This window comes from Pseudoalteromonas sp. ATL1 (assembly GCF_058933015.1).
In genome coordinates, this window is sequence record NZ_JBZYXL010000002.1 from 638333 (window position 1) to 663806 (window position 25474).

The following is a 25474-nucleotide window of genomic DNA, read 5'->3' on the forward strand; positions in this document are numbered from 1 at the left end:
ATTATTAGCTGTTACGCTTGTTAAGCTGTTTTGACTTTAGCCTTCACCTTAAACTTTTCGCTAAAATAACGTTTTGACCACAAGATGCCAACTACCCCAATAACGGAAGGCATAATCCAACTTAAAAATATGGCTTGCTCACCTAATAAATAACTCAAAATATGTCGACCACCCATGGCTGAAAATGCCGTGTAAACACCAATCCCTGAACCGAGCATTGCCCCCATATGTTCAATGACCCACGCTCTTGGCGCGATCTCTGATTTGAAAATATAACGAAGCATGCTGATTGATACAGACACGGATACACAGGCAAAAACAATCAGTAAAGTTTGTGACTGTTGTAATCCAAGCGCAAAAGCAATTAATGCTGAGATGATTAACGACGCAAGTAATCCTAAATGAAGCGGGTTTCTTAACTGTTCGTTGCGCGCTTTCACTTTCAACACTCGCTCACCATGATAAATTGACGTTAACACAAGCAAAGAGAGCATCAATAAAAACATAGAAAAAATACGGCTTTGCTGCACATAGCTAGCTTGAACAACGGCATCTGTAAACTCTTTAGGTTTAGCGGTCATTGGATCTATCAGCACCAGTATACAGGCGACGATACCCAATATAGACACGCCATACATTGACCAGTTGTAGTACTGCCCAAAGCGGTTATGTGCTTTACTGCCTTTGCTCACAATAACAGGGACCCAAAACAACACGAGTGCAAAGCAGCCCAAAATGATATGTGTATAAACAGCAAACTTGTGAATGTATTCCATGACTTTTTCCTCAATCAAAACTGATGACGTTAGATTAAGAAAATGGGCGCTATTGCCACAGTCACGTTTGTCACGTTATTGTCATGACATATGTCATGACCCTATATTTAGTCCTTTTCAGCACCACGAAAGCTGGTTAAGATGACAATCAAAAAGGCTTCAGGATCAATGTTTAAGTATCAACCAACCTGGCTACTCACGGTATTTATTACTTGGGCAGCGGTCGCAATACCTAGCATGTTGCGGATCACACCGCCACTTGCGAGCAATGGTGAGTATCTGCTCCACTTCTTACTGCTCGGTCTTATTTTGTTGGTTGTGAATGAATCCCAATCATATGGGTATCGCATTCGTCATGTCATGTTGCTCGGTATCATTGGCATTGTGGGTACGCTGTTTTATGTTTCTCCACTGGGTCTCACGCTTATTTATAGCGTCATGATGTGCTCAATTTTGGTGTTTTATGCACCCAAATACATTTGTTTTCTATATATTTTTGCGATCCACTGCTTGTTCTTAGTCAGCCAAGCAAACTACTGGGAACATGGTTGGTTGTTTAGCGATGCGGCAATGTTCATTGCGTTTCATTTTTTCTCGTTGGTCGTCACACAAAGAATGGTGAGTGAACGTGAAGCCAAAGAGGCGCTTGCACTGACCAATGCCAAGTTAGAATCAACGCAAACCTTGCTCAGCACGGCCTCAGCTCAAAGTGAGCGTTTAAGACTGGCAAGAGATTTACACGATGAAGTAGGCCACGCGCTCACCTCATTGATCATCAATCTAGATATTGCACGGCGAACCTGTTCAGAAGCGCAGCAACCTCAACTAGAGTCTTGCTATGAACAAGCCAAAGCGGCACTGCAAACCACCCGTAGAGTAGTCAGCGACAAACGGGAAAGCATCGGGTTTGATTTATTTGAGTGCTTAGAACAACTTGCTCAACAAACCCCCAGAGTTCAAGTGCATTTAGACATAGAGCGAGCTCTCGACAAAGTACGGCTCGATACTGCGCAATGCTTGCTCAAATGCAGCCAAGAAGCTATCACCAATACACTTAAACATGCCAATACGGCAGAAAACATCTCGATTTCGCTAAAACACGATCAATCCCAGCTTGAACTCGTTATCAGCGATGATGGTATGTTCAATCATAAGTTGCGCTTTGGTAACGGATTGACGGGCATGCAAGAGCGGATCAACCAATTGGGCGGTGAATTACTTGTTTCACCCAGCCCACAAGGATTAACCCTGACCATTAGAGTCCCATATGAATAAAATAAATGTACATTTAGTCGATGATCAGAGCCTGATCAGACAAGGCATGCGCTCCTTACTCACCCTGACGGACAATATTTGTGTTACCGGCGAGTCGACCGGTGGTAATGACTTTTTAAATCAATTTAACAACGCACAGATTAATGCCGATGTGATCTTGCTTGATATGCGTATGCCCGATGGCTCAGGGCTTGAAGTGCTACAAGCAATGCAAGCCAAAGGCAGTGACGCTAAGTTTCTTATCCTGACTACATTTGATGAAAACGACTTACTACTGGGTGGTATGGAAGCCGGTGCGCGTGGTTACTTACTTAAGGACGTGTCTTTGGAAGAGTTAGTCAGATCTATTGAACGCGTGCATGAGGGTGAAATTGTGCTGCAAAGCGAATTAACTCAACAGCTAATAAAAGCACAACAAAAGCCCGTAGACAGAGAACAGTTCGACTTAACAGATAAAGAAAAACAAATTTTAGCCTTGATGGTGGCAGGAAAATCGAACAAAGAAATCGCTTCTGCTGTATTTAATGCAGAAGGGACCGTGCGAAACCATGTCTCGAATATACTCAGCAAATTACAAGTGCGCGATAGAACACAAGCCATCTTAAAAACGCTGGAACTGGGCTTACTGAAGTAAATCGACCGCTTTGATTAAGCTCGTTTGTTCTTGTGTGAGCATGGCCAAACATTCATCTATGGGTTTGGCCGAGCTGTATAGGTAGCCTTGAATTAAGTGACAACCAAACTGCTCCAACATACAGAGTTGTTCAAGATGCTCTACGCCCTCAGCAATCACTTCAAGTCCCAGTTGGGTGCTCAAATCAATCAAACATTTTATGAGTATTTGTTTGTTAGGCTCGTGTTTTAAACTATCAACAAATGACTTGTCTATTTTGACAAAATCGACCTGATTCTCAATTAAGTTGCTGAGCGACGAATAGCCTGTACAAAAGTCGTCAAGTGCAATTTGTACGCCTTTCATTCTTAGCTGGTCTAATACACGCCATGTGTACTTATTGGCCGCGACGGATTCGGTCACCTCAATCGTGACCGCTTCTAAAGGTAAACCCACTTTCTCAATCGCTTCTGGGATCAAAGTAAGCTGGCTATTTGATTGTTTAAACTCATTGACCGAGCGATTAATTGAAAAGCTAATATGCTCAAACCCAGCACGGTGTAAGGCGGCGAGGTCTCTACAACTGGTTTCCAACACATGCTGGCCAATAAGATCAATTAGGCCAAACTCTTCCGCAATTGGGATAAACGTACTAGGTGACACCATACCAAGCTCAACATCAATCCACCTAACCAGTGCTTCGAACTTTTTAATACGCCCCGTTTTTACATCAATAATTGGCTGATAGTACACCTTAAGCGATGACTCCCGCAGCGCCATTTTAAGCTTATCTCTGAGTTTAATTTTATTCAGATGTGCGTTTTGCAACACTTCATTGTGCAGTGCGACATGACCTTGTCTATATTTTTTGGCATTGCCCAAAGCATGCGCCGCGTCTCTAACCCAATCAGCGCTTGGCTTAAGCGATTCTTTCTCGAGATGCGCAACCCCAACGCTTGCAGTTAACTCAATGGTCAATTCCTCAAAAACATATGGTTCACTCAAGCGCGCACTGATCACCCTAGCACTTGCAAGCGATTGTGCTTCATCTTGAATGTGAAGTAGCACAGCAAACTCGTCACCACCAAAGCGACACGCTATGTCCTTAGCCTTAATGGCTCGTTGAATACGGTCAGCCACTTCAACGAGTACATAATCTCCCGCTTCTGGTCCGTATAAATCGTTCACCTCTTTAAATCGGTCTAAACCAATAAACAATAAAGCTCGAGCACTGTGCCTGTTATTTTGGTCGGTAAGTTCTTTGTCTAGTGCCATGATAAAGCTACGACGGTTTAGTAAACCTGTGAGCACTTCGTGATTAGCGTAAAAGGTGAGTTCTGCTTCATTGCGTTTCCACTTGGTTATATCGTGAAAAATTGCCACAAAATTCGAGATGTTACCTTGCTTGTCTCGCACGGCATTTAGCGATAACTCTTCAGGATAAATTTGGCCGTTTTTCCTCCGGTTATATATTTGCCCTTTCCAACTCCCCTGCTCCAGCAGCTGCTGCCACATGTCTTTATAAAACTGTTTATCTTGCTTACCAGAGGATAGAACGTTTGGGTTCGCGCCCTGTAGTTCTTCACCTGAGTAACCTGTAAGCTGCTCAAATGCCTGATTAACCATCATCACTCTATTTTGGCTATCGGTTATCATTATTGCTTCTTGCGCGTTTTTAAAAACCACATCGGTGAGTTCTAACTGCTTTAACAATGCTGACGCATAACTTACATCTTGCACGGTTGCTCTTAAAATAAAGCCATCGGGGTTATCTTTGCTGGCTTCAACACGTGCAATAATGTGAAACAGCCCCTTATTCGAATCACTTAATTTGTGAGTAAAATTTAAGCTAAATGACTCCACCTCGCCTGTTTTTACATTTTCAAGCATGCGCATAAGCTGCTGAGAATCTTCAGACTTTAAACAAGCAACAAAATCATCAAAAGACAGAGAGTCACACTTGATGCCAAGCAAACAGGTCATTTCATCACTAAACCAATGGGTATCTTCGTAGGTTTTCCAAACCCATGAGCCTAGCTTTGCGATGTGCTCACTCATCGCAAGGCGCTTGAGAAGGTGTTCTTTTTCAGACATTTCAAGGTTGTGGCTCAGCTCAGTTGCCACCATGTAACTTAGTTCGGTGAACCATGCTTTATCTTCACTAGTCACCAGCATTGGTTGTTCAAACATACACACCATGATGCCTACAGGGCGATTGTCTGGCGCACGCAATGTGATACCTAAGTAACCCACGACACCTAACTGAGGTAGCAATAAATCTTCAGGATATAAACGCTGCAAGTCATTTTCTATGACGCAAACATTTTCTTTGCGCTTTGCATCTTTGCAAGGTGTGCAAGCCAGCTCGTAGATCATGTTATTGCTCAGCATTCCATCTTTTAAATACGACAACGTGCTCACTGAGTGACCACCATCGATAAACTTGCCAATAAAGCAATGAGCCGCAGAAAACCGTTTGTAAACGTGCTCTAGCGCATATTGATAACGCGGTTTTCCGCTGGATAAACGATAAAATTGACTGAAAGATAAATGCATAACGATCCGTATCACTCTTTTATTTTGTCACACTAAACGACTGAAAACTCATATCCGTAGTATTGGTAACCCTAGCTCTTCAACCTCATAGATTCAACAAAACAGGCCCAACCGTCATTAAACAGCCTTAAATTACAATAAGTTAAACCTATAAGAGGAACAATTAAGTACATCATTAGTTTTAAGCATAGTAGAGCGCATGACACACGTCAGTGTGTATAAAAAAGTAACAAGCCTCCATCAATTTTTTACAGATTCTTACTGGAACACAAAGCCCGCAATGGCAATAATTTCACCAAATCACCAAAACAAGAGATCACCATGAAAAACTTACTCCTTGCACTCACTACCACTGCCGTATTATGCGCGTGCGCACATCACGATGATGTTAGACCAGGCGAAAACAACCAACATTACGTTGTGATCAAATCGACCGACCGTAGCTCTGGCATTAAGGAAGCTTTGGATCAAGCCAAAGACTATTGCGATCAAAGTAACAAAAGCATGTACGTAATTAACGAAGACGTTGATTATCAAGGCGAAAAGCCAGAGCAAGAATACCTAAATAAACTCAATACCGCAGAAGGTGTTACGGACGTGGGTACTTGGCTTTGGATATTAGGCGATGGCTATGTTGATGACGTTGCGGGTGTTGCCGCCATTGGTGGCGCTTTGGCACAGCATTCGCTAGGAGCGCCTTACGTTGTTACTGTTAATTTTAGATGTAGCGATAAGGCTTAAAATAGGGCTGTAAATACCGCCAAAAAAGTTAACGAGTCACTATGGCGGTATTTAAGCTGGTGTTACGCTAGTAAGCCTATTTGGTCACTTTTGTGACCATGTCATCTATATATTTAAGCGCAATGATTGGATCGGTTTGATCAAATAAGTGAGACGCATATTTCATCGTAACGGGTGTCACATTATCGCTGATCTGTCTTACTTTTTGCTGAGAATCATTCCAAGTTTCTGTATAAATATCAACATCCTCATAGCGCATTCCTGTTGTTCTAACGCCAACATGTGGGATCCCTCTGGATAACACAGTAACAGGCATGCTGCGATCGATTTTATACAGTTCAGTATGTAACGACGCTTCTTCAAAGTCTTCCAATGAGTGTGTATCTCGCTCCCAATTAATGATCCAGTTCATTATTCCCCAAGCTTCCTTTGACATTTTAGCTTTCATATCTTGGTACCAAGATTCATGAGCAATATCAATGAGTACCATGCCTTTTACTTTCTCTGGATTACGGTGTGCGTATGCTCTGGCAACAAACCCACCAAATGAATGTGGCACCAATACAAGGTTTTTCATCTTCGTTGCTTTTACGAATGCTTCTAGCTCTTGGGTTAGAGCTAATATGTTTCTCACATGCGGTTTGGCAAACGAACTTTTGCCTGTGCCCGCTCTATCATAAAAACACAAACGATATCCTTTAGGATCAGCACGGTGAAAGGTGTTTTTGTAGGTTTCATGGGCATCTAACCCCATTCCAGCGATCAGTAACGCAGTGGTGTCTCCTTGTCCTTTACATGAATAAGCAAGCTTGTTGCCACCTATTTCGACAAACTGGTATTCGTGCTGGTGGTCTGATTGGTTTGCATATGCTGTTGCAGCAATGGCTGTCATGCTGATGAGTGCGGCTTTAAGTAATTTCATTGTCCTTTCTCTTTATTTTTGTAAATCCCAGTACATCGTATGTTTAAAGCACACCTTGATCAATTAAAGTTTCAGAAAGTTCTGAAACTTTAATTGAACAATATTCACGACAACAAGGTTTGCTTTACACTATCTAATGCCTAATATATGGGCCCCAAAATCAAACATAGGCTGTTCAAATTTGCCGTATAAAATTGCCAGTATTATTTGCACTTGTTACGCGGTAATAGGATTTATATTAACAGCCAGCGGTTCTGTATCTGGCATGTATAACCTATTATTGGTTGGGTGTTTCTTTGTAGTGATACCTGCTTGCGGCGCATACGGTACATGGCGTCGACATCAATTTACACTCATGGCAATGGCTGGGTATTTCTTGTTGCAAACAGTACGCTTTATTCAATCAGATCTCATACTGTTTCATTTTACCCCGATTTCAATTTCCATACCGGTTGGCGATTTTTCCCGTAACAAGGGCGTTCTTATTGATTTTTTCTCAATATTTATGGGGTTATACTATATACTGCTGCTTCAAATAAAAAATAAGGGAACCTATGATTAACAAAAGTATCTTGTTAGCTGCAGTATTAGGCCTAAGTTGCACCGCTTCAGCAAACCAACCGGATGTCAGCCAGTTTTTAGAATTGTTACCACAATATGCAAAATGGGCAGAAAAAATAGATAAAAAAGGGCAAGCTGAAGGCACCCCTCTCAGTCAAGAAGATCTCCACTTAGCTAAGGAAATCGGTGTTTTACATCCTGAGAAAGTAAGGGTGGTATATACCGACCAAGTTCCTTACCCTATTGAAAACAAAGCACTTAAAACAATGGGTGAGCGTTTAGGATTTATTGGAGAAAACATTGTTAATAATGCACAAGTTTTTGGCTACTCTATTTACGTTCGTCATGGCTATCAATTAGATAGACCAAAAATGGCACATGAGCTTGTACACGTTAAACAACTTGAAAATGCGCCGTCGGTCTATGAGTTTTCTAAAAAGTACATTTCTGATTTAGCACAATATGGTTACGCGCAGTCACCATATGAAGCGGAAGCTTTTAAAGCCAATGAAAAGTACAAAATTGTAAAATAACACTGAAAAGCCAGCCAAAATCACTACCTTTCACTTAGTTTTTTGGCTGTATCTACAACTTTTCTCGCCTGTTTGCTTTTTGAACGGTATAATCACAAAAAGTCTATTCGATATTTTTGACAAAGCAGTTAAGTATGAAAAGTAAGAAAGTAAACCCGTTAGTTTCACATTTCACCCTAGCATTTGTGGTATTAGCTGCCCTGTGGATGTTTGCGACAGATAAAGAGGTCTTGGTGATAGGTAACTCTCTTGTCTTGATTTATATCGTGTGTGCGCTTGCTTCAAGAATGATGAAGTCAAAAAAAACGAAAAATAAATAGTCGATTCTGAAAATCTCGGCTTTCCAGTTAACCGAGCCTTTCCGTTCCCAATTCATCCACTGCAAGTCTAGCTAAACAATTTGATATTTGTCCGATTTTTCCAACTCAGACACATTTTCAACCAACATAAAATCCAGACGTAAAAAAGCCTCAATAGGCTTAGAATTTTTCTGAAGTTTTGCCCGATACCCGCTAAAATGGCATTGAGTTTGTCGCCCAATATGCCTTTCAAGCGGTTTAACCCCAAATGGCCATCACTTTTCATGTGCCCGATGATGGGCTCTATCCCATTGCGCCGCTTGAGTTTTTTCTTTATCGCAGGTGTCACACCGCGTTTTTGTCCTGCGATAAAGACTTCATACCGCTCTGCCATATGACCGCGATAACCTCGGTCTACAAAACACGTAAACGGGCGTATGTTGGTGACGTCTTCGACTATTTTCAAGGTGCGATACAAGGTGTCACCATCATAAGGGTTGCCGTGCATGGCATGACAGCATAGGACAAATTGTTCCTTCACCGTCGTTGCTACGCTGACTTTTACCCCAAACTCGTACGGTTTTGCACTTTTACCTTTCGCGATGCATTCAACGTGCGGCTCATGCAGTGAGTACAGCTTCGATTTACTGAATTTATCTTGCTTGAGCAGTTTTTCAGCTTGGCGGAGTTGAACGACCATCGCCGCTGAAGGGTTGGTATCTAACTTACGAAGAATGTCGCGGAACACACGACCAAGATACGACTTTTGTTTTTTCAATGCTTTACGCATCCGCTTGTATTGTTTGGCATGCGCATAACGACTGACTGAATTTGCGACCTTCACACCTGCTCTCACATAGCTTTGCCGCAGTGTGATACCTGCGTGTTTGGCGAGGTCGACTAGTTTTTTACGGCATCGTTCAAGCAGTTTACTGTCGGTTGGAAAACTGATGTTCTTTTCCATCACGGTGCTATCCACCACTACTTCGCGCAAACTACTTTCTTTTACCGCGCCGACTTTTAGTCCGACATCGACGGTGAGCGACAACATCAATTCCGCACCCTGTTCGCCAATTCGCTTGCGAATTGGCGAACCATCGAACTTGGGTCACACGGCATCTGATGAGTAAAAAACTGCATCCCACAAAAATACTGCCAATAGGGGTTTTCACACCACATGGCGACCGTATTTTCATCCGAAAGTTTATGAATTTGTTTAAGATATTCTAATCCAGCCAGTAACCGAATGGGTTTTCCCAATGCGCCAGTATCTGCACTATAAAGTTGACCAAATTCGGCTTCTAAACGCTGCCAATCAATGATGTTGGCCAATTTAACCAGTTCGTGGTTGGGCGCCACGAGGTCAATCAATTCGATCGCGAACAGTTGTTTTTGTGGTGTATGGTTGGTCGCTTTTGGCTTCATTTTTAATCTCCATTTTGCAAGGTTTTGAGGGGTGAGAAAACAAACCTTGCAAAATGAGGATAGTAAGATCGTTTAGATCATCAAGAAGATCAATACATTAAGTGTTTTTCAGTGTCGACTAAATAAATTATATTTTAATTAATTAAAGAAAAAGCCCAGATCTTCTGGGCTTTTTTACGCGCTCACTTTTATAAACGACCGTTGGCCAGTTCAATAAAGAAGGCGTAATTCAAAGTTCTATCTTTGATCCGATTAAATCGACCCGATGCACCGCCATGACCCGCTTCCATATCTACCTTAAACAGCAGTTTATTATCATCGGTTTTCAACTCTCGTAATTTGGCAACCCACTTTGCAGGCTCAAAGTACTGTACTTGAGAATCGTGTAGCCCAGTCGTGACCAACATATTTGGATATGCTTGTGCTTTAACTTGCTCGTACGGAGAATACGAGCGCATATAATCGAAATAAGCTTTGTCATTTGGATTACCCCATTCGTCATATTCATTCGTGGTGAGCGGCAATGACTCATCTAACATTGTATTAATGACATCGACAAACGGCACAGCGGCATGCACACCATGATATAGCTCTGGTGCTTGGTTAACGACGGCCCCCATGAGCAGTCCACCCGCACTCCCGCCTTGCGCATAAATGCGTTTTTTATCGCCATAACCTTGTGCTACCAACGCCTTCGTTACATCAATGAAGTCATTGAAGGTATTCTTTTTATGAAGTTTTTTTCCATCTTCATACCAAGGGCGGCCTAACATTTGCGAACCACGAATATGTGCAATCGCAAATACAAATCCTCTATCTAACAAGCTCAAACGCGAAATTGAAAAATACGGATCGATCGTCACACCGTACGAGCCATAAGCATATTGTAACAATGGGTTAGAGCCATCTTTTTTGAACAGTGACTTTTTATAAACCAGTGATACAGGGACCTTCTCACCGTCTCTTGCCGTAATAAAAATACGCTCCGATGCATAATCAGCGGCATCAAAATCGCCCAATACCTTGTCTTGTTTCAAGGTGACTTTGTTGAAGTTGTTCAAATCAACTTCATACACGGTTTCTGGTGTGGTTAAGCTGGTGTAGCTAATACGCACACTGTCTTTATCAAGTCGAGTGTTGCCTTTTAAGTCTGCCTCAAAACCTGCATCATTGAATTTCAGTTCATGCTCTGCTTGGGTATCAAGTGCACGGATGGTAATTTTTGACTGCCCCTGAACGCGTCGTTTATAAACCAAATGCGTATTAAACAGCGTGAAGTCTTCCAACTTTACATCTGGGTCATGTGCAATCACCGTTTGCCACTTACTCATGTCAGCAGCTTCTGACACTTTGGCCTTCATTAATTGGAAGTTCACCGCATTCAGGTTAGTGTAAATATAATACCAGTCGTTGAACTTGGCGATTGAGTACTCTAAACCTTTTTGACGCGTGACGAGCCTTGTTGGCTTTGCTTTATTATCATCAGCCGACAACACAGAAACACCTTTTGATTCAGTGCTGTAATGATGGATGAATATTTGCTCTCCATCTTTGCTTTTACCTAAGTAAGTGTAATAAGTGTGATCTTGCTCCTCATACACTAACTCATCTTGGGCTTGGGGAGTTCCGAGTCTATGGCGGTATACTTGTGTGCCTAGCAGTGAAACTGGGTCTTTTTTAACGTAATAAATGGTTTTATTGTCATTACCCCACACAAAATACTCTTCAGCACCCACTATCTCATCAACAAGCAATTTACCAGTGGTCAGATTTTTAACTTTGATTGTATAAATACGGCGACTCAAAGTGTCTTCGGCATAAGCAAACAAGTTATCGTCAGGGCTGATCTGTGTCTCTTTAATGGCGTAATAATCATGACCTTGCGCATTGACATTCATGTCAATCAGCAACTCAGAATTGGTCCCTTGTACATCAGCGCTGCGATAAAGGGAGGGATATTCTTGATCACCTACCATGTTTGAATAGTAATAGTATCGGCCCTTTTGCACCGGTACCGAACGCTCTTGTTTTGCGATTTTACTCTTAATTTCCTCAAATAGTTGCGCTTGCAAAGGCTCTGTATTGGCTAGCATTGCTTTTGCGTATGCGTTTTCTTTGTCTAAGTGAGCTAGAACTTGAGCACTGCTGCGTGTGTCATCCCTCAGCCAATGATAATTATCAATCATCTCATAGCCATGGATATGCGTGATGTGAGGTAACTTTTTAGCGATGGGTGCAGCTACTTGCATCGCTTGTTGAGTTTGCTCAACTTGTGTTGGTTGCTGAGTGATAGATTGGCATCCGTTCATCAACATGACTGATGATAAAGCCAGCGGCAACAGCGCAAATTGTTTCATTTTCTAGTCCTTGCATTCTTGTCGTGTTGAAATACACGACCAAATTATTCGCCGCTAAATATAATTGAATTATCAACTTAGGAACAGTAGTCTAAGTAAAACTTCGTTAACAGCTAGTCTTTATGAAACCTTATTTTTTATTGCTTTTGTCTATGTTTACATTAACTGCCTGTAATTCTACGCAAGTTGTGCGTGGTTCAGCTGAGTCAATAGCACGTTGTGAAAAAACATTGCATGACTATATTCAGCTCAGAGATAAAGGCCCTGTTGAAAGCTACCAAGCGCTGTTCACAGACGATGCCACCTTTTCAGTACCCAAGTTAAACGTGGCATTAAGTTCGAGTGAGCAAATTGCAAAAAGAGTGGAAGGTGCTTTAAAAACTAAGAAGAGTATTCACATGCTTACCAGCACTCAAGTCACCCCAAGCACCGATAATACGCTAACAAGCGTGGCACACTTTGTCCTTTACCTGAGCGATAAGAACGATAAAAGCAAGCCAACCACGCTGATCAATGGCCGCTACATAGACACACTGGTAGATAATCAAGACACTTGCTTGATCAAAGAACGTCTCGTTGTTGTAGATAGAATGGATACGATGCACTAACCCAATTTGCCCGAGCTTTGGGTAAACGACTTAAAGCAAACTGAGTTTTAAGTCGTAGCCAAACCAAAGGTTACTTAATAGAGCGCTTGTGCCAACGTATAACTTCTTTTTGATCACGAGTAATACTTTGACCTTGCGCTTCTAGATTTTCAGCACTCTTTGCCAATGCGGCTTCGGCGCACAGCTCAATTTTTTCGAGCAGTGCGAGTAATAATGCTTTTTCTTTTTCGCTGATCCCATCCAACACATTCGCTTCACGCTTTTTCATATGCGCGACGATCTGCTGATACAAAGGTTTGCCCTCGTCAGTGAGCATAACAGGCTTACTTCGTTGCTTTTCATTACTTTGGTCTGCATAGATCAGATTAAGTTTTAGCAATGTATTAATCGCACGATTCACTGAATAAGGGTCTAAGCGCGATTGATAAGCGATATCCGCTGCATTAATAGGTCCATATGATCCGACATTAAGTAGCACGCGGATCTCACGCGTCTCTAGCCCAGTTAAATTGCGAATATAAGCATCTCTATCAAGTGCCAACAGGTTACTGGCAACAGCAATACGATAGGGAGCATGATGATATAAATCAAACGGCTCATCTGTATGCTCTGAAAGTTTAAACGCGGCTTGCCGTGCTTTATTGCTCATATAATCACCACACTTTTTTATAATTGTGTTCATTTTTTGTAGACACACAGGAAAAAACGGCTTAAATTATGTTGCAAATGCAACACCAAAATAATTAAACAGGAACTCATTATGGCTTTAGTTACCCCCTTAGCACAAGATGCCAACTCAGAAGTCGCTGAGTTAGCTAAATTTTTTAACGAAACACTCGGTTTTTGCCCAAACAGTGTGTTAACGATGCAGATCCGCCCTCACATCGCCAAAGCATTTATTAACCTCAACAAAGCAGTGATGGAAAATCATGGTCGAGTTACCAGTGAACTGAAACGTTTAATTGGTTACATCACCAGTGCAAACACTGGCTGTCGCTATTGTGAAGCACACACAATTTTGGCTGCAAAACGCTATGGTGGCAGTGATGAGCGCCTACAGCATATTTGGCAATTCCGTGATAGCGAGCTATTCAACGCTGGTGAAAAAGCGGCTTTTGAGTTTGCACTTGCCGCATCGAGTGTGCCAAATGCTGTAGATGAAAACATTGAAGCTCATCTAAAAGCACATTGGGATGATGGCGAAATTGTTGAAATTTTGGGCGTGATTTCTTTATTTGGTTACCTAAACCGTTGGAATGACTCAATGGCAACCACATTAGAGTCTGGTGCCATTGATGCGGGTGAAACATATTTGTCTAACAACCAATGGCAGGTTGGGAAACACCAAAAGTAAGGCTAAAACCCCGATTTGAACTTGCTGAGGTATGACCTTACTCATAGCTGCGCACTGAAAACAACAACAAAAGCTGAATGAGGGCCGTAGTCCAGCCTCATCACAGTGCCCTCAGCGAGTTCACCTTCTTTAGCTCACCATCACGGTACGAGCAAAAAAATAGCTGTCGCTCTCCATACTCCTCCACGCTCAAGGGGAGATACCTTACCTAAAAAGCAAACTTAAAGTGATAAAAAATGCATTAATCATGTATTTCTATCCACCATCGACATTATTTATCCACCAGGTTTCTAAAATATTTTTTGAAAAAATATAAATGCAAAATTTAGCTGTATTTTTAAAAAACCCAGACTAAAATGCATGCCTTTTCAGGTGTTGTGAATATATATTCACAACAATTATTGTACAGGCTTGTCGCCTATGCTGATTTATGCTTTTCTGTCTGAGCATAAAAGCAACAACACAAACAACGGGGATTAAAACAATGTATAAACCAAGCATACTCTCTATGGCGGTTTATAGCGCTCTAAGCGCGTCATTCGCATCAACATCAGCATTCGCCGATGATGCTCAGGCAAAAGACAAGTCGCTTGAAGTCATACAAATTACAGCTACACGCCGCTCGGGTTCCGTGCAAGAAGCACCACTGAATATCACTGCACTTGATGGCGATATTATGCGCGATCAAAACATTGGTGAACTGGCCGATGTCGCACGTTGGGTGCCGGGTTTAACCGTCACCGATCAAGGTGGTCGCTCTGGTTCACCCATTATTGTGCGAGGTTTGAATACAAATTCATCAGGCCCGGATTCAGATGGTGGCACAGTGGCAACCTATATCAACGAAATACCCGTCGCTATTGATATGCGTTTAACCGATGTGGAGCGCGTTGAAGTATTAATCGGCCCACAAGGTACGTTATATGGCGCAGGTACGTTAGGCGGTGCCATTCGTTACATGCTTAAAAGCCCAGAATTGGACCTAACCACAGGTAAAGTATACGGTGACGTATTTCAAATCAGTGAAAGTGACTCATTGGGTGGTGAATCAGGCTTTATTTTTAATACCCCAATCATCGATGATAAGCTCGCTGTGCGTGCAAGCGTTAATCTTTACAAAGATCCTGGCTTTATTGATTATAACTATGTTGTGCGTGATGCCGGTGTTTCTATGCCTGACCCCGATTGGTCAAATCAAAGTGAGGTTGAGCAGAATTTACGTCAGGCAAAGGATAATAACGGTGAATATACTAAAACAGGTCGTATTTCACTGCGCTGGATGCCTAATGACTGGCTCGACAGTACCATTAACTACTTCTACCAAAAGCAAGAAAGTGAAGGTCGTTCAATCGTCCACCACAGCGCACTTAACCCAAACAATGGTTTAAACGCAAAAATTGGTAAGTATGAATCAGCCTATCGCTATGAAGAGCCAAGAGACAAGACAGACTCTTTATTAAGCTTAGAAATAAAAGCGGATTTAGGCTTTGCTGAACTTGTATCTGCAACAGGTTTTTCAGAGTTTGATGCCTACGGCCAACGCGACCAAACCGACCTACTGATCCGCCTTGATTATGGTTATGAGGAATTCCCGTCATTCTCTTCTTTCACTCGTGAAATCGAAGAAGAAGAAAACTTCACGCAAGAGATCCGTTTAGTTTCACAAGGTGATTCAGATTTGAGCTGGATTGTTGGGGGTTTTTACAACAAACATAAAGAAGATGGTTCAAGCAAAGAGTATACGCCTGGCTATAGCCAATTCTTGGTTGCAAACAATACCTCAGGAGAACCTCGATTCATACGTCCAGATAACCTTGAATACTACTCAGTCGATCGTTCACAGACCACAGAAAAGGCCATCTTTGGCGAAGTCGGTTACCAAGTCAATGACATGCTTACTATCACACTTGGCGCACGCTTTTATGAATATGATATAAGCGCAGATTCAGCAGTAGATTTCCCTCTAAGCAATACATTTTATGGTGATGCTGGCCCAGACAAAGTAAATTTAGAATTTGAAAATAGTCCTGCAAATGACAACGGCAGCTTATTTAAATTTAACGTCAGCTACCAGTTTACAGATACCGTTATGGCTTATACAACCATAAGTGAAGGGTTTAGAATAGGTGGCTCCAACGGCTTAAAAGCATGCAAAGTACCACAGCCAGATAAGCAAACGGGCTGTGGTCAACCAAGTGAAATGCTCTACAAAAACGATACGACGACTAATTATGAGCTCGGTCTTAAAAGTACTTGGCTGAAAAATCGCCTGCACTTTAATGCCGCAGTCTTTAATGTTGATTGGAAAGATGCTCAAATTGAGGGTGCAACAGAAGTTGGACAACTTCCATATACTTCCAATGCTGGTTCAGCCAATGCTAAAGGCTTAGAAATTGCGACTAGAGCGATGCTCACTGACTCTTTCACGGCCTATGCAACCTACGCTTACACCAAAGTAGAGTTAACTGAAGATGCTAAAAACTTATTCAGGGTGAAACGACTGCCGAGCGAAGATGATGATTCAACATTGGTTTTTGTCGATGGTAAGAATGGAGATAGATTACCAGGCTCTCCAGAGCATCAGTTCTCACTGGGTATTAATTACCAAACGGAAATACTGGGCGACAAACTACTTGATATCAACTACGGCTTAACGGCTCAAAGCGATACGATAAGTAAGGTAGGATTAAGAGCAAATGGCGAAATGATACCTGGTTATGCCCTAAGCAATATTTCGGCTAAATTAACTGGGGATCAATGGTCAACCACTTTATATATCAACAACCTATTTAATAAATATGCATACACATCAGTGCGACGGGACGTTCAAGACATTCAAATAGAAACCAATGGTTCACAGATCCAACGCAACTATGGTCATTTCTTAAACCGACCACTCACCATTGGTGTTAAGTTCGATTACCAATTTGAACTGTAACCAAGATACCGTTACGCTAGAGGCTCAAACTTAGTTTGAGCCTTTTTTATTTTTAAAAAGAATAATGACTTATGACGCTCAGTATCAACCAGCTACACCAAAATGCCATAAAAGCGCTAAACCAAGGCGACATACAGCAAGCACACCAATATCTCGTGTCTATTGTGCAAGCTGAACCACACCATGCGGATGCCTACTTTTTACTGGCAATGATCAACGTACAAGTCGGCCAAGTTAAAAAAGCCATTGCCTTAATTGAAAAAGCGCTAGAGTATGCGCAAAGTTCAGAGTACTTGGCACAGCTTGCAAAATGCTATGCCCTTGATGGGCAACTTGAGCAAGCCAAAGCGACCGCTACTAAAGTAAACCTAGCAACCGTGAATAGCGCACTGACGGCAGATACGCTAGGCGTTGCCATGTGCCATATAGGCTTACACGAACAAGCCATGCGCTTTTACACAAAAGCACTAGAAATCACACAGACTAACCCACAGTTTTACTACAACTACGGTGTGTGCGCTAAATTTTTAGGAAACTTCGCTCAGGCAGAGCAAGCCTTTGAAAAAGCAATACAAATTAACCCAACACAGCACCAAGCACATTTTGCGCTTTCCGACCTCACCAAAGCGACCCACGACAACAACCACTTAGAACGCTTAAGCAGCGTTTTTTCACACATATCGCATCCAGATGCTCAACTGCATATAGGTCACGCTTTGGCAAAAGAGTACCAAGATTTAAAACAATATGATCAAGCGTTTGAAGCGTTAAATAAGGGAAAGAAAGCCAAGCTCGAACAAGCCCGCTTCGACAACAACGCATCCTCTAAGCTGTTTGCACATATAAAAACGCTGAGTGAAGAACATACACAGGTCAGGATTGGACACAACAGTAACGAACCCATTTTTGTGTTAGGCATGCCTCGCTCTGGCACAACCTTAGTAGAACGCATTTTATCAAGCCATTCAGATGTTATGTCGGCAGGAGAACTACAAGATTTTGGCATATGCACCAAGCGGTTGGCTCAAACAAATACACCACATGTGCTAGACAACACCACACTTGATGCGGCATACCAACTCGATTTTAAGCAACTTGGGCAAGCCTACCTTGATGCAACTCGTGTGGTAACGGGCAATAGCGCGCATTTTATTGATAAATTGCCATTCAACTTTTTTTACATCGACTTGATACGTAAAGCGCTACCAAACGCCAAAATCGTCTGCTTGCTGCGCAACCCACTAGATACTTGCATTGGTAATTATCGCCAATTATTTACAATCAATAATCCTTATTATCGCTACTCGCTTGATCTAATGGACACGGCCAAGTTTTACACCCGTTTTTATCAGTTGATGCAACACTGGCAAGACCTGCATGGTGAACAGGTTAAATTACTGCAATACGAATCACTGGTTGAAAATCCTGAACAACATATACGCGATTTACTTAAGCACTGTGGCTTAAATTGGCAACAAGGCTGTTTAGACTTTCACTTAAACACCGCGCCAGTTTCTACCGCAAGCAAAGTCCAAGTCAGAGAGCCTCTCAATAGTAAATCCATCGGTCGATGGCGTAACTTTGAGCCATACCTTAATGAAATAAAAGCTTATTTTAATGATCAAGGTGTTCCATGGTAGGAGCATATGTACTCACCAATACTCGATTGGAGTGTCTAAGTGTTTGAAGTGAACCCCGTCAATCTACTCCAAGCATTTGGCTTGGGCGTTGCGTCCCTGAGCATATTAATCTTAAGTGCCTACCCTCGCTATCGCGTTATTTGTGGATTTTTTGCCATGATCGGCGTCTCGGCAGCGTTCAATTTGCTTGAAGAACTTAACATCACCCGAACACGCCATTTAATCACACCTATTTTTGTTATTGGATTTGGGCCGATGTTGTATTTAGTTGTTAAGTCTCTGACCTGTAAGCTTAATAAAATAGAATACTTACATCTAGCTCCTATGCTTTTAGCGCTGCCATTCACCCAATTCACTCAACAGGTTATTTTGGTTGGCACATTATGGCGCTTTATTTACGCTGGACTCGCTTTGTATCACATTTATCAATTCAACCTACGACTACAAGATTATCGTTCTGACGCACAAGAGGTTACTTTGCGTTGGCTTGGTTGGCTGGTCATCGCAATGTCAGTTAATAATGCTTTAGACTTAGTCCGCCTCAATGCACAGCCCTACTTAACACACGAACTCAATGTGATCGGACAAGGTCTAGGCACTTTAATCAATCTCATTTTACTGATGCTACTCACTGCAAAACTGAACCGTGACCACACGGTGATCTGCACGCTGAGCAACACGCCAATGACACCAGATGACTGTGAAAAGAACAAAGAAAGTGCGGACTCTTATCAGGCTATTTTTGAACATTTGCAGCAGCAAATACAAAAACATGCTTGGTATCTACAAAGCCGATTAACGCTCACAGAGCTTGCACAACAGGCCAATTTGCAAGTGCGCGATGTTTCCCGTGCTATCAACCTGAATTCAGGACAAAGTTTTAATGACTACATCAACACTTTTCGTATTGAGTACATTAAAAAGGCAATGAGAGAAAGAGCAAGTGAGTCATTACTTACACTTGCCATTGAAGCAGGTTTTAACGCAAAGTCATCATTTAATTATTCATTTAAAAAACAAACAGGTATGACGCCAACCGAGTACAAAAATACGCTCAACACGTCGTCAAAAGCATGATTTTGTACGTCTAAATTCTTGCCATTGGACGCTCAACTTGGTTTGTTAATTCAAAATAGGCGGTAATAAAGCAACTTATTTGAGTGAACATATGACGAACCTAACTCCAACTAACCTACTTTGGCTCCTAGCTAGCATTTTACTTGCTTTGCTACTCAACGGCTGCAACGCCCCACTCGCACCACCAAAAAGTAACGACTTTATTTTGAAAAATGTGAATATTATTGACCCAGTCAACGAATCAATTTTGCGAAATCAGAGCATTATCGTCAAAAATGGAAATATAAACTTAATAGCCAAAGGGTTAAGTAGAGAATCTACAACTTACGAAATCATTGACGGTCAAGGTGGCTACCTTACTCCTGGGCTTGTTGACATGCATACCCACTTTTATGACTCTAGCGCCCTGATGAGCAATTTAGCCCATGGCGTCACCCATGTGCGCATTTTAAATGGCGCACCCGAGCAGCTAACTTGGCGAGATCAGGTGAATTCAGGACATTTAATTGGAGCTAGCGCCACGGTGAGCAGCCCTATTTTTACTGGCTACCAAAACACTCCGCTCGCCAAATATATCAATAGCGCACAAGCTGCTCGTCAATCAGTTATTGAAGCGAAAGATGCCGGTTACGACTTAATAAAAGCCTATGGCAGTTTAAACGAACAGGCGCTTACATCATTGATAACCACAGCCAATGAACTCAACATGCCTGTCGCTAAACATGGGCCTAATTTGTCTGGCAACATGTCTTGGAGTGACTTGGAAGGCTTACAATCTCTGGAGCACACGGAAGAAATACTGCAAAGTGTACTCAATCATCAGTTTGACCAAGAAAAATTGACTCAAGTACTTTTAGAATTAAAACAACTTAATGTGCCAATCACCCCAACACTAAACATATTCTGGCAATTAACCAAAATTAGCGAAGACAAAGCAGACTTTTTGAACACCTTACCAAAACACTATATTTCACCCATACTGGCATACGGTGAAGAAAACGACCAAGTAAAAAGATGGTTAAACGCATCGCCAAAGATGGCTAAATATAATCGTAAAACACTCAATCAACTCATTGAAATAACCAAACAGATGCACGAACTAGACATTGAGGTACTGGTTGGCTCTGACGCGGGTGTACTGTGGTCACCCCATGGCTTAGCAACACACCAAGAAATGGCGCTATTGGCCCAAGCGGGGCTCAATAACTTTGAAGTTTTAAAAGCCGCAACCTTTTCACCTGCAAAAGCCATGAAACTTGACCATAAAATTGGGCAAATCAAAGAAGGACTCGCCGCCGACTTTATTTATACACGAATAAGTCCAATTGAAGACTTTGCTGTATTGAAAAATCCAGACGCCGTAAGTAAACGAGGAGTATGGTTAACGCAAAAGCAACTCAGTGACTTCAAAGAAAAGGCAATTGCAAAACGCAGCCTACTTTCAGAGCTTTGGGTGTTATTAAAAAAGTACTAACAGCATCGATATAAGGAAGAGCCGCATTTTGCTGTGGCTTTTACACATTAGGCAATACGATAGAGCTGTACGAGTACCAAAAATAAAACTGGCATCATACTCATATATTTGATACCAATACTTTTTTCAAAAACATAGGAAGTCGGTATTTAAAGCAGACTGCTTCTTAAGTGACTTAACTTTATAAAAACAATAATAAAATGCAAATAAGAAAACTCAACACCTTACGAGCACTGGCCGCACTCATCGTATTTTTTACTCATTTTAGTGATATCACCAACTGGTTAGATGGCGCGTTAGGTGGAGGGTCTGGTGCCTATGGCGTTATGCTGTTCTTTTTATTGAGCGGCTTTTTGATGTCACATCTTTATATGAGCGAGTCTTTTAGCAGTGACAACGTAAAACGCTACATCCTTGCAAGGGTTGGACGAGTGGTGCCTTTGTATCTCCTTGTTGTACTGAGTTCTTACCTCTTCACACTTGCTGAGTTAGATATTTTATACAGCATAAAAGACTTCAACACTGTATTAGGGCATTTACTATTTTTGTATGGCGAAAGTGTACTGTGGTCCATTCCACCTGAAGTACAGTTTTACTTTATTTTTGTGCTATTTTGGTCGTTTACTAAAACCCGCATTGGCTATGTGTATGTCGCCATCGTTGCCACGATGATCCTGTTGTTTTTAACCAATTTCCCCAAAATATTTGGCGATGTTTATGGCGTACCCTACAACTTGTTTAGCATCTTGAGAACACTGCCTTACTTTTTTATTGGCGTTATTTTTGGACTACATTACAAATCTATCGCTATTCCAAGTTACATGAAAAAACATGGCTTTATCTTGGTGCTATGTTTAATCCCCTTGTTATACCCAGAATTTAGCCCGGTTACCTCAGATGCAAAACAAAGAATGTGGTTAAGTTATGAAGTGTTATTGGTGATGAGTACCGTGTTTTTCTGTGTGGTTTTTTTGGTACCTGATAACAACATTTTCCTAGCAAACAAGTTAGGCGATTTTATTGGTAAAATATCTTACTCGTTGTATTTGCTGCATATGCCGATTATTAATTCGGTTAATCAATTATCACTTTCAACGGAGCTTAAGCTACTTTTATCTTTATTTTTAAGCATCCTAGTTGCTTACTTGTCTTATCAGTTTTTTGAAAAGCCAATTGCGAACAAAATCAGAAATTGCATTAAGAAAAGCGCCGCATAAAATGCGGCACTTGCCAAATTTCCGATAGCAAATATTCCACAGTGTAGTGAACTACCCCTCACCAGCCTGTTTTAGGATAATCATTTCTTTAGCTACATTTGCCGCAGACGGTAGAAACATCGTCGATACAATACGCTCATCAATCACCACGGCATGCTTGTCTTGTAACGTGTCTTTATTTTGTGCTTCTGCACCGCGTTTGGTTAGTTGATCTTCCACTAAAAATGGTAGTAACGTCCCCTATTTTGCCCAACTTTTTTCACGCTCGGTAGAATTGGGGAACACTGCAACACGTTTACCTACGACCATATATTGGCCATTGTGCAGCTTTACGTTGGCAAATGCGCCCGGGCTGTGGCCACTGCCACCCACAATACCGCCCAATAATCATTTGGATCTACCTGCTCAGGCTTTAGCGAACGCTCGCCTTATCTAAAAAGCCTTCATATTTTATGGTGTAACTACTGATCCCAAGCGGGTCCATCATAAACGCCACTTTGCCTCCTTTGGGAGAGGCAAAATCAACCTCATAGCCGTGACTGACAAACACATGATAAGGTGGTGCGACTTCCCATAAGTTATTTCTCGCATCATGTTTTTCTGGGTCGCCCATATCGAATAAATTAGAAGCAATAATCAGCACTTTCTTACCCTGCTGAGCATGTACTTGTCCAACAAAGAACGTTGTTAAAATGAAAGAAATTTAAATAAAAACGCGCATAGCACTCCCTGATAGATTACGTTGGATGTTGTTTTAAACTAGGTTAGTCGTCGCTATTAACTAAAAGGTTTAAATGGCCGAAAAATTTTTATGCCCTTTATATGCACTATTTCTGTTCAAAACCTCACCACCTAGAACGCTTGCACAAAAAATATTCCAATTATTTTCAGAGCAAAATAAATATTTTAAAATCAAAATCTTAATTAACTCACTTTGCAGCTTGGAACGGGCTATACGCAAATGTCAACATTGAAATACAGTTCCTAACTCTTTAAGCTTTATTTTTATTGAACGTTCAATTAATAAAAATATGCCAAAAGTCGGAATGGAACCTGTGCGCCGCGAGCAGCTTATAAAAGCAACCATCGAATCGGTCGCTGAGCTTGGCTTACAAGGTACAACTATTAACAGTATTAGCAAAAAAGCGGGGTTATCTTCTGGGATAATCAGCCATTACTTTGGTGGTAAACAAGGCTTAATTGAAGCAACCGTTCGTCATCTTTTATCAAATTTAAAAGTTGAATTGATAGCAAAAGCCAACGCCAACACATCACCTGAGCAACGACTGATGTTCATTGTTGAGGCAAACTTTGCGTTAGTTCAGCAACGAAAGGATACGACCCGTACTTGGTTAAGTTTTTGGGCGCAGTCAATGCACGACCCTGAACTGCACCGACTACAAAACGTGAACAGCAAACGCTTATACAGCAACCTTGCGAGTTCATTCCGACAACTGATGAATAGGCAAAACGCAAAACGCGCAGCCGAACTCAGTGCCGCCATGATTGATGGTTTATGGCTTAGAGCCGTACTCATTCAATCGGACAAAGACCAATTTAAACACAGTGAGGGACTGGCAAAAGACTACGTTCGCTCATTGATCAGCCAGTATGGAGCCTAATATGACAACCTCGACGCACAACGTCCCCGTCTACCAAAATTTTATTCACGGCCAATACCTGCCTAACCAAACTGGTGAAAGTTTTGAGGTAAAAAACCCGGCAACGGATAAGGTTATTTATCGCGTTGAAGTTGCCGATGAACACGTGCAAACAGCAGCGATCAACAGTGCAAAGCAGGGCTTTGCCACTTGGTCAGCAATGGCACCCATTGAACGTAGCCGCATTCTATTAAAAGCCGTTGAGTTGCTCAGGGCCCGTAATGATGAACTGGCAAAAATTGAGGTACTCGACACGGGTAAACCTTGGCAAGAAGCGGAATGTGTTGATGTGCAAACCGGTGCCGATGTGATTGAGTACTTCGCAGGCCTTGCCCCGGCCCAAGTAGGTCAGCAACAAATGGTTGGCAACGATTTTTACTATACCCGCAAAGAGCCGCTAGGTATTTGTGCGGGCATTGGCGCTTGGAACTACCCGTTGCAAATTGCGTGTTGGAAGTCAGGCCCAGCCCTTGCCGCTGGCAACGTGTTGCTGTTTAAGCCGTCTGAAGAAACACCGCTTGGCGCACTCAAGCTGGCTGAAATTTTTATCGAAGCGGGCATGCCTGCGGGCGTATTTAACGTAGTGCAAGGTGCAGCAGAAGTCGGCCAATGGCTGACAGGTCATCCAGATATCGAAAAAGTATCGTTCACGGGCGAAGTGGGCACTGGCAAAAAAGTCATGAGTAGTGCCGCTAACACGCTGAAAGAAGTCACGATGGAATTAGGCGGTAAATCACCACTGATTGTGTTTGATGATGCCGATATCACTGAAGCCGTGAGCGCAGCCATGTTAGGCAACTTTTACACCCAAGGTGAAATTTGCACAAACTGCACACGCGTTTACGTACACCGCAACGTGTATGAGCAGTTTATCAATGAACTTAAAAACCGCACCGAGCAAAATATTATTGCCGGCGACCCAATGGATCCAGCGGTCAACCTAGGCGCGCTTATTTCAAAACCACACCAACAATTGGTGATGAATTACATTCAAAAAGGCATTGAGGAAGGCGCAAAATTACTCACCGGTGGCACAGCTATTAGTCCTGAATCTGCACCAAATGGCTACTTTGTAGCACCGACCGTTTTTGTTGATTGCAACGACGATATGACCATAGTCAAAGAAGAGATCTTTGGCCCGGTAATGAGTGTTTTGGTGTTTGATGATGAGCAAGAAGTTATCGAACGTGCCAATAACACACACTTAGGCTTAGCCGCAGGCGTATTCACTAAAGACATTCAGCGAGCGCACCGCGTTATACACCAAATTAAAGCGGGAATTTGCTGGATAAATGCTTACGGCAACTCACCAGCAGAGATGCCTGTGGGTGGCTACAAACACTCTGGTATTGGCAGAGAAAATGGTATTGAAACGCTCGACCAATACACCCAGACCAAATCGGTTTACGTAGGAATGAACAAGATCGAAAGCCCATTTTAACTGGAG

General features: G+C 42.1%; 21 protein-coding genes and 1 pseudogene. 14 read left to right on the plus strand and 8 right to left on the minus strand.

The window, feature by feature from the left end:
* Window positions 1-20: 20 nt before the first annotated feature.
* Window positions 21-776 carry a hypothetical protein gene (locus AC5FX4_RS20865; RefSeq protein ID WP_493608341.1) on the minus strand — a complete coding sequence of 252 codons (756 nt, stop codon included), beginning with the start codon at window positions 774-776 and terminating at the stop codon, window positions 21-23.
* Between the two features lie 168 nt (window positions 777-944).
* Here AC5FX4_RS20865 and AC5FX4_RS20870 point away from each other — a divergent pair, with 168 nt between their 5' ends.
* Both AC5FX4_RS20870 and AC5FX4_RS20875 read left to right on the plus strand, forming a co-directional pair.
* A complete protein-coding gene (locus AC5FX4_RS20870) occupies window positions 945-2051 on the plus strand; it encodes a sensor histidine kinase (RefSeq protein ID WP_493608342.1) in 1107 nt (368 codons plus the stop codon).
* A complete protein-coding gene (locus AC5FX4_RS20875; RefSeq protein WP_493608343.1) occupies window positions 2044-2685 on the plus strand; it encodes a response regulator in 642 nt (213 codons plus the stop codon). The genes AC5FX4_RS20870 and AC5FX4_RS20875 overlap by 8 nt, the downstream gene beginning before the upstream one ends.
* On the opposite strand, the gene AC5FX4_RS20880 is transcribed toward AC5FX4_RS20875, so the two are convergent.
* Entirely contained in the window at window positions 2674-5220 is a 2547-nt protein-coding gene (locus AC5FX4_RS20880) for a putative bifunctional diguanylate cyclase/phosphodiesterase (protein ID WP_493608344.1), read from the minus strand. The genes AC5FX4_RS20875 and AC5FX4_RS20880 overlap by 12 nt on opposite strands.
* Before the next feature lie 321 nt (window positions 5221-5541).
* Between AC5FX4_RS20880 and AC5FX4_RS20885 the strand changes: the two genes are divergently transcribed.
* Window positions 5542-5961, plus strand: a complete 420-nt coding sequence (locus AC5FX4_RS20885) for a hypothetical protein (protein ID WP_493608345.1) — start codon at window positions 5542-5544, stop codon at window positions 5959-5961.
* 76 nt (window positions 5962-6037) lie between these two features.
* Here the strand turns inward: AC5FX4_RS20885 and AC5FX4_RS20890 are convergent, their stop codons facing one another.
* Entirely contained in the window at window positions 6038-6883 is an 846-nt protein-coding gene (locus tag AC5FX4_RS20890; RefSeq protein WP_493608346.1) for an alpha/beta fold hydrolase, read from the minus strand.
* Between the two features lie 554 nt (window positions 6884-7437).
* Here AC5FX4_RS20890 and AC5FX4_RS20895 point away from each other — a divergent pair.
* Window positions 7438-7977, plus strand: coding sequence for a hypothetical protein (locus AC5FX4_RS20895; RefSeq protein WP_493608347.1), 540 nt, complete (start codon window positions 7438-7440; stop codon window positions 7975-7977).
* 134 nt (window positions 7978-8111) lie between these two features.
* On the plus strand, window positions 8112-8297 hold the full coding sequence (locus AC5FX4_RS20900) for a hypothetical protein (RefSeq protein WP_493608348.1): 186 nt from the start codon (window positions 8112-8114) through the stop codon (window positions 8295-8297).
* Window positions 8298-8364: 67 nt separating this feature from the next.
* On the opposite strand, the pseudogene AC5FX4_RS20905 reads toward AC5FX4_RS20900, so the two are convergent.
* Together AC5FX4_RS20905 and AC5FX4_RS20910 are read right to left on the minus strand one after the other, a co-directional pair.
* Window positions 8365-9701, minus strand: a pseudogene (locus tag AC5FX4_RS20905) (IS5 family transposase).
* 188 nt (window positions 9702-9889) lie between these two features.
* Complete coding sequence (locus tag AC5FX4_RS20910) at window positions 9890-12058, minus strand: S9 family peptidase (protein WP_493608349.1); 2169 nt, start codon at window positions 12056-12058, stop codon at window positions 9890-9892.
* A gap of 152 nt (window positions 12059-12210) precedes the next feature.
* On the opposite strand from AC5FX4_RS20910, the gene AC5FX4_RS20915 reads away from it, so the two are divergent.
* Window positions 12211-12666 carry a nuclear transport factor 2 family protein gene (locus AC5FX4_RS20915; RefSeq protein ID WP_493608350.1) on the plus strand — a complete coding sequence of 152 codons (456 nt, stop codon included), beginning with the start codon at window positions 12211-12213 and terminating at the stop codon, window positions 12664-12666.
* A gap of 70 nt (window positions 12667-12736) precedes the next feature.
* On the opposite strand, the gene AC5FX4_RS20920 is transcribed toward AC5FX4_RS20915, so the two are convergent.
* Entirely contained in the window at window positions 12737-13315 is a 579-nt protein-coding gene (locus AC5FX4_RS20920; protein WP_493608351.1) for a MarR family transcriptional regulator, read from the minus strand.
* A 111-nt stretch (window positions 13316-13426) separates the two neighbouring features.
* Here AC5FX4_RS20920 and AC5FX4_RS20925 point away from each other — a divergent pair, with 111 nt between their 5' ends.
* The 6 genes from AC5FX4_RS20925 to AC5FX4_RS20950 all read left to right on the plus strand — a co-directional run bounded on the left by AC5FX4_RS20925 (window position 13427) and on the right by AC5FX4_RS20950 (window position 22366).
* Window positions 13427-14020, plus strand: a complete 594-nt coding sequence (locus tag AC5FX4_RS20925) for a carboxymuconolactone decarboxylase family protein (protein WP_493608352.1) — start codon at window positions 13427-13429, stop codon at window positions 14018-14020.
* A 484-nt stretch (window positions 14021-14504) separates the two neighbouring features.
* Entirely contained in the window at window positions 14505-16958 is a 2454-nt protein-coding gene (locus AC5FX4_RS20930; RefSeq protein WP_493608353.1) for a TonB-dependent receptor, read from the plus strand.
* A 71-nt stretch (window positions 16959-17029) separates the two neighbouring features.
* A complete protein-coding gene (locus AC5FX4_RS20935; RefSeq protein ID WP_493608354.1) occupies window positions 17030-18598 on the plus strand; it encodes a tetratricopeptide repeat-containing sulfotransferase family protein in 1569 nt (522 codons plus the stop codon).
* Between the two features lie 39 nt (window positions 18599-18637).
* On the plus strand, window positions 18638-19675 hold the full coding sequence (locus AC5FX4_RS20940) for a helix-turn-helix domain-containing protein (RefSeq protein WP_493608355.1): 1038 nt from the start codon (window positions 18638-18640) through the stop codon (window positions 19673-19675).
* A 91-nt stretch (window positions 19676-19766) separates the two neighbouring features.
* Window positions 19767-21149 (plus strand): amidohydrolase family protein, encoded by a 1383-nt coding sequence (locus AC5FX4_RS20945; RefSeq protein WP_493608356.1) that lies wholly within the window; start codon window positions 19767-19769, stop codon window positions 21147-21149.
* A 200-nt stretch (window positions 21150-21349) separates the two neighbouring features.
* Window positions 21350-22366, plus strand: coding sequence for an acyltransferase family protein (locus AC5FX4_RS20950; RefSeq protein ID WP_493608357.1), 1017 nt, complete (start codon window positions 21350-21352; stop codon window positions 22364-22366).
* Window positions 22367-22417: 51 nt separating this feature from the next.
* Here AC5FX4_RS20950 and AC5FX4_RS20955 read toward each other — a convergent pair whose 3' ends face one another.
* Both AC5FX4_RS20955 and AC5FX4_RS20960 read right to left on the minus strand, forming a co-directional pair.
* Window positions 22418-22585 (minus strand): hypothetical protein, encoded by a 168-nt coding sequence (locus AC5FX4_RS20955; protein ID WP_493608358.1) that lies wholly within the window; start codon window positions 22583-22585, stop codon window positions 22418-22420.
* 193 nt (window positions 22586-22778) lie between these two features.
* Window positions 22779-23009: a hypothetical protein gene (locus AC5FX4_RS20960; protein WP_493608359.1), complete on the minus strand. Its 231-nt coding sequence runs from the start codon at window positions 23007-23009 to the stop codon at window positions 22779-22781.
* Between the two features lie 388 nt (window positions 23010-23397).
* Here AC5FX4_RS20960 and betI point away from each other — a divergent pair, with 388 nt between their 5' ends.
* A complete protein-coding gene (gene betI, locus AC5FX4_RS20965; RefSeq protein WP_493608360.1) occupies window positions 23398-23988 on the plus strand; it encodes a transcriptional regulator BetI in 591 nt (196 codons plus the stop codon).
* Window positions 23978-25468 carry a betaine-aldehyde dehydrogenase gene (betB, locus tag AC5FX4_RS20970; RefSeq protein ID WP_493608361.1) on the plus strand — a complete coding sequence of 497 codons (1491 nt, stop codon included), beginning with the start codon at window positions 23978-23980 and terminating at the stop codon, window positions 25466-25468. Before betI ends, betB begins: the two co-directional genes overlap by 11 nt.
* The last annotated feature ends 6 nt before the right edge of the window (window positions 25469-25474 follow it).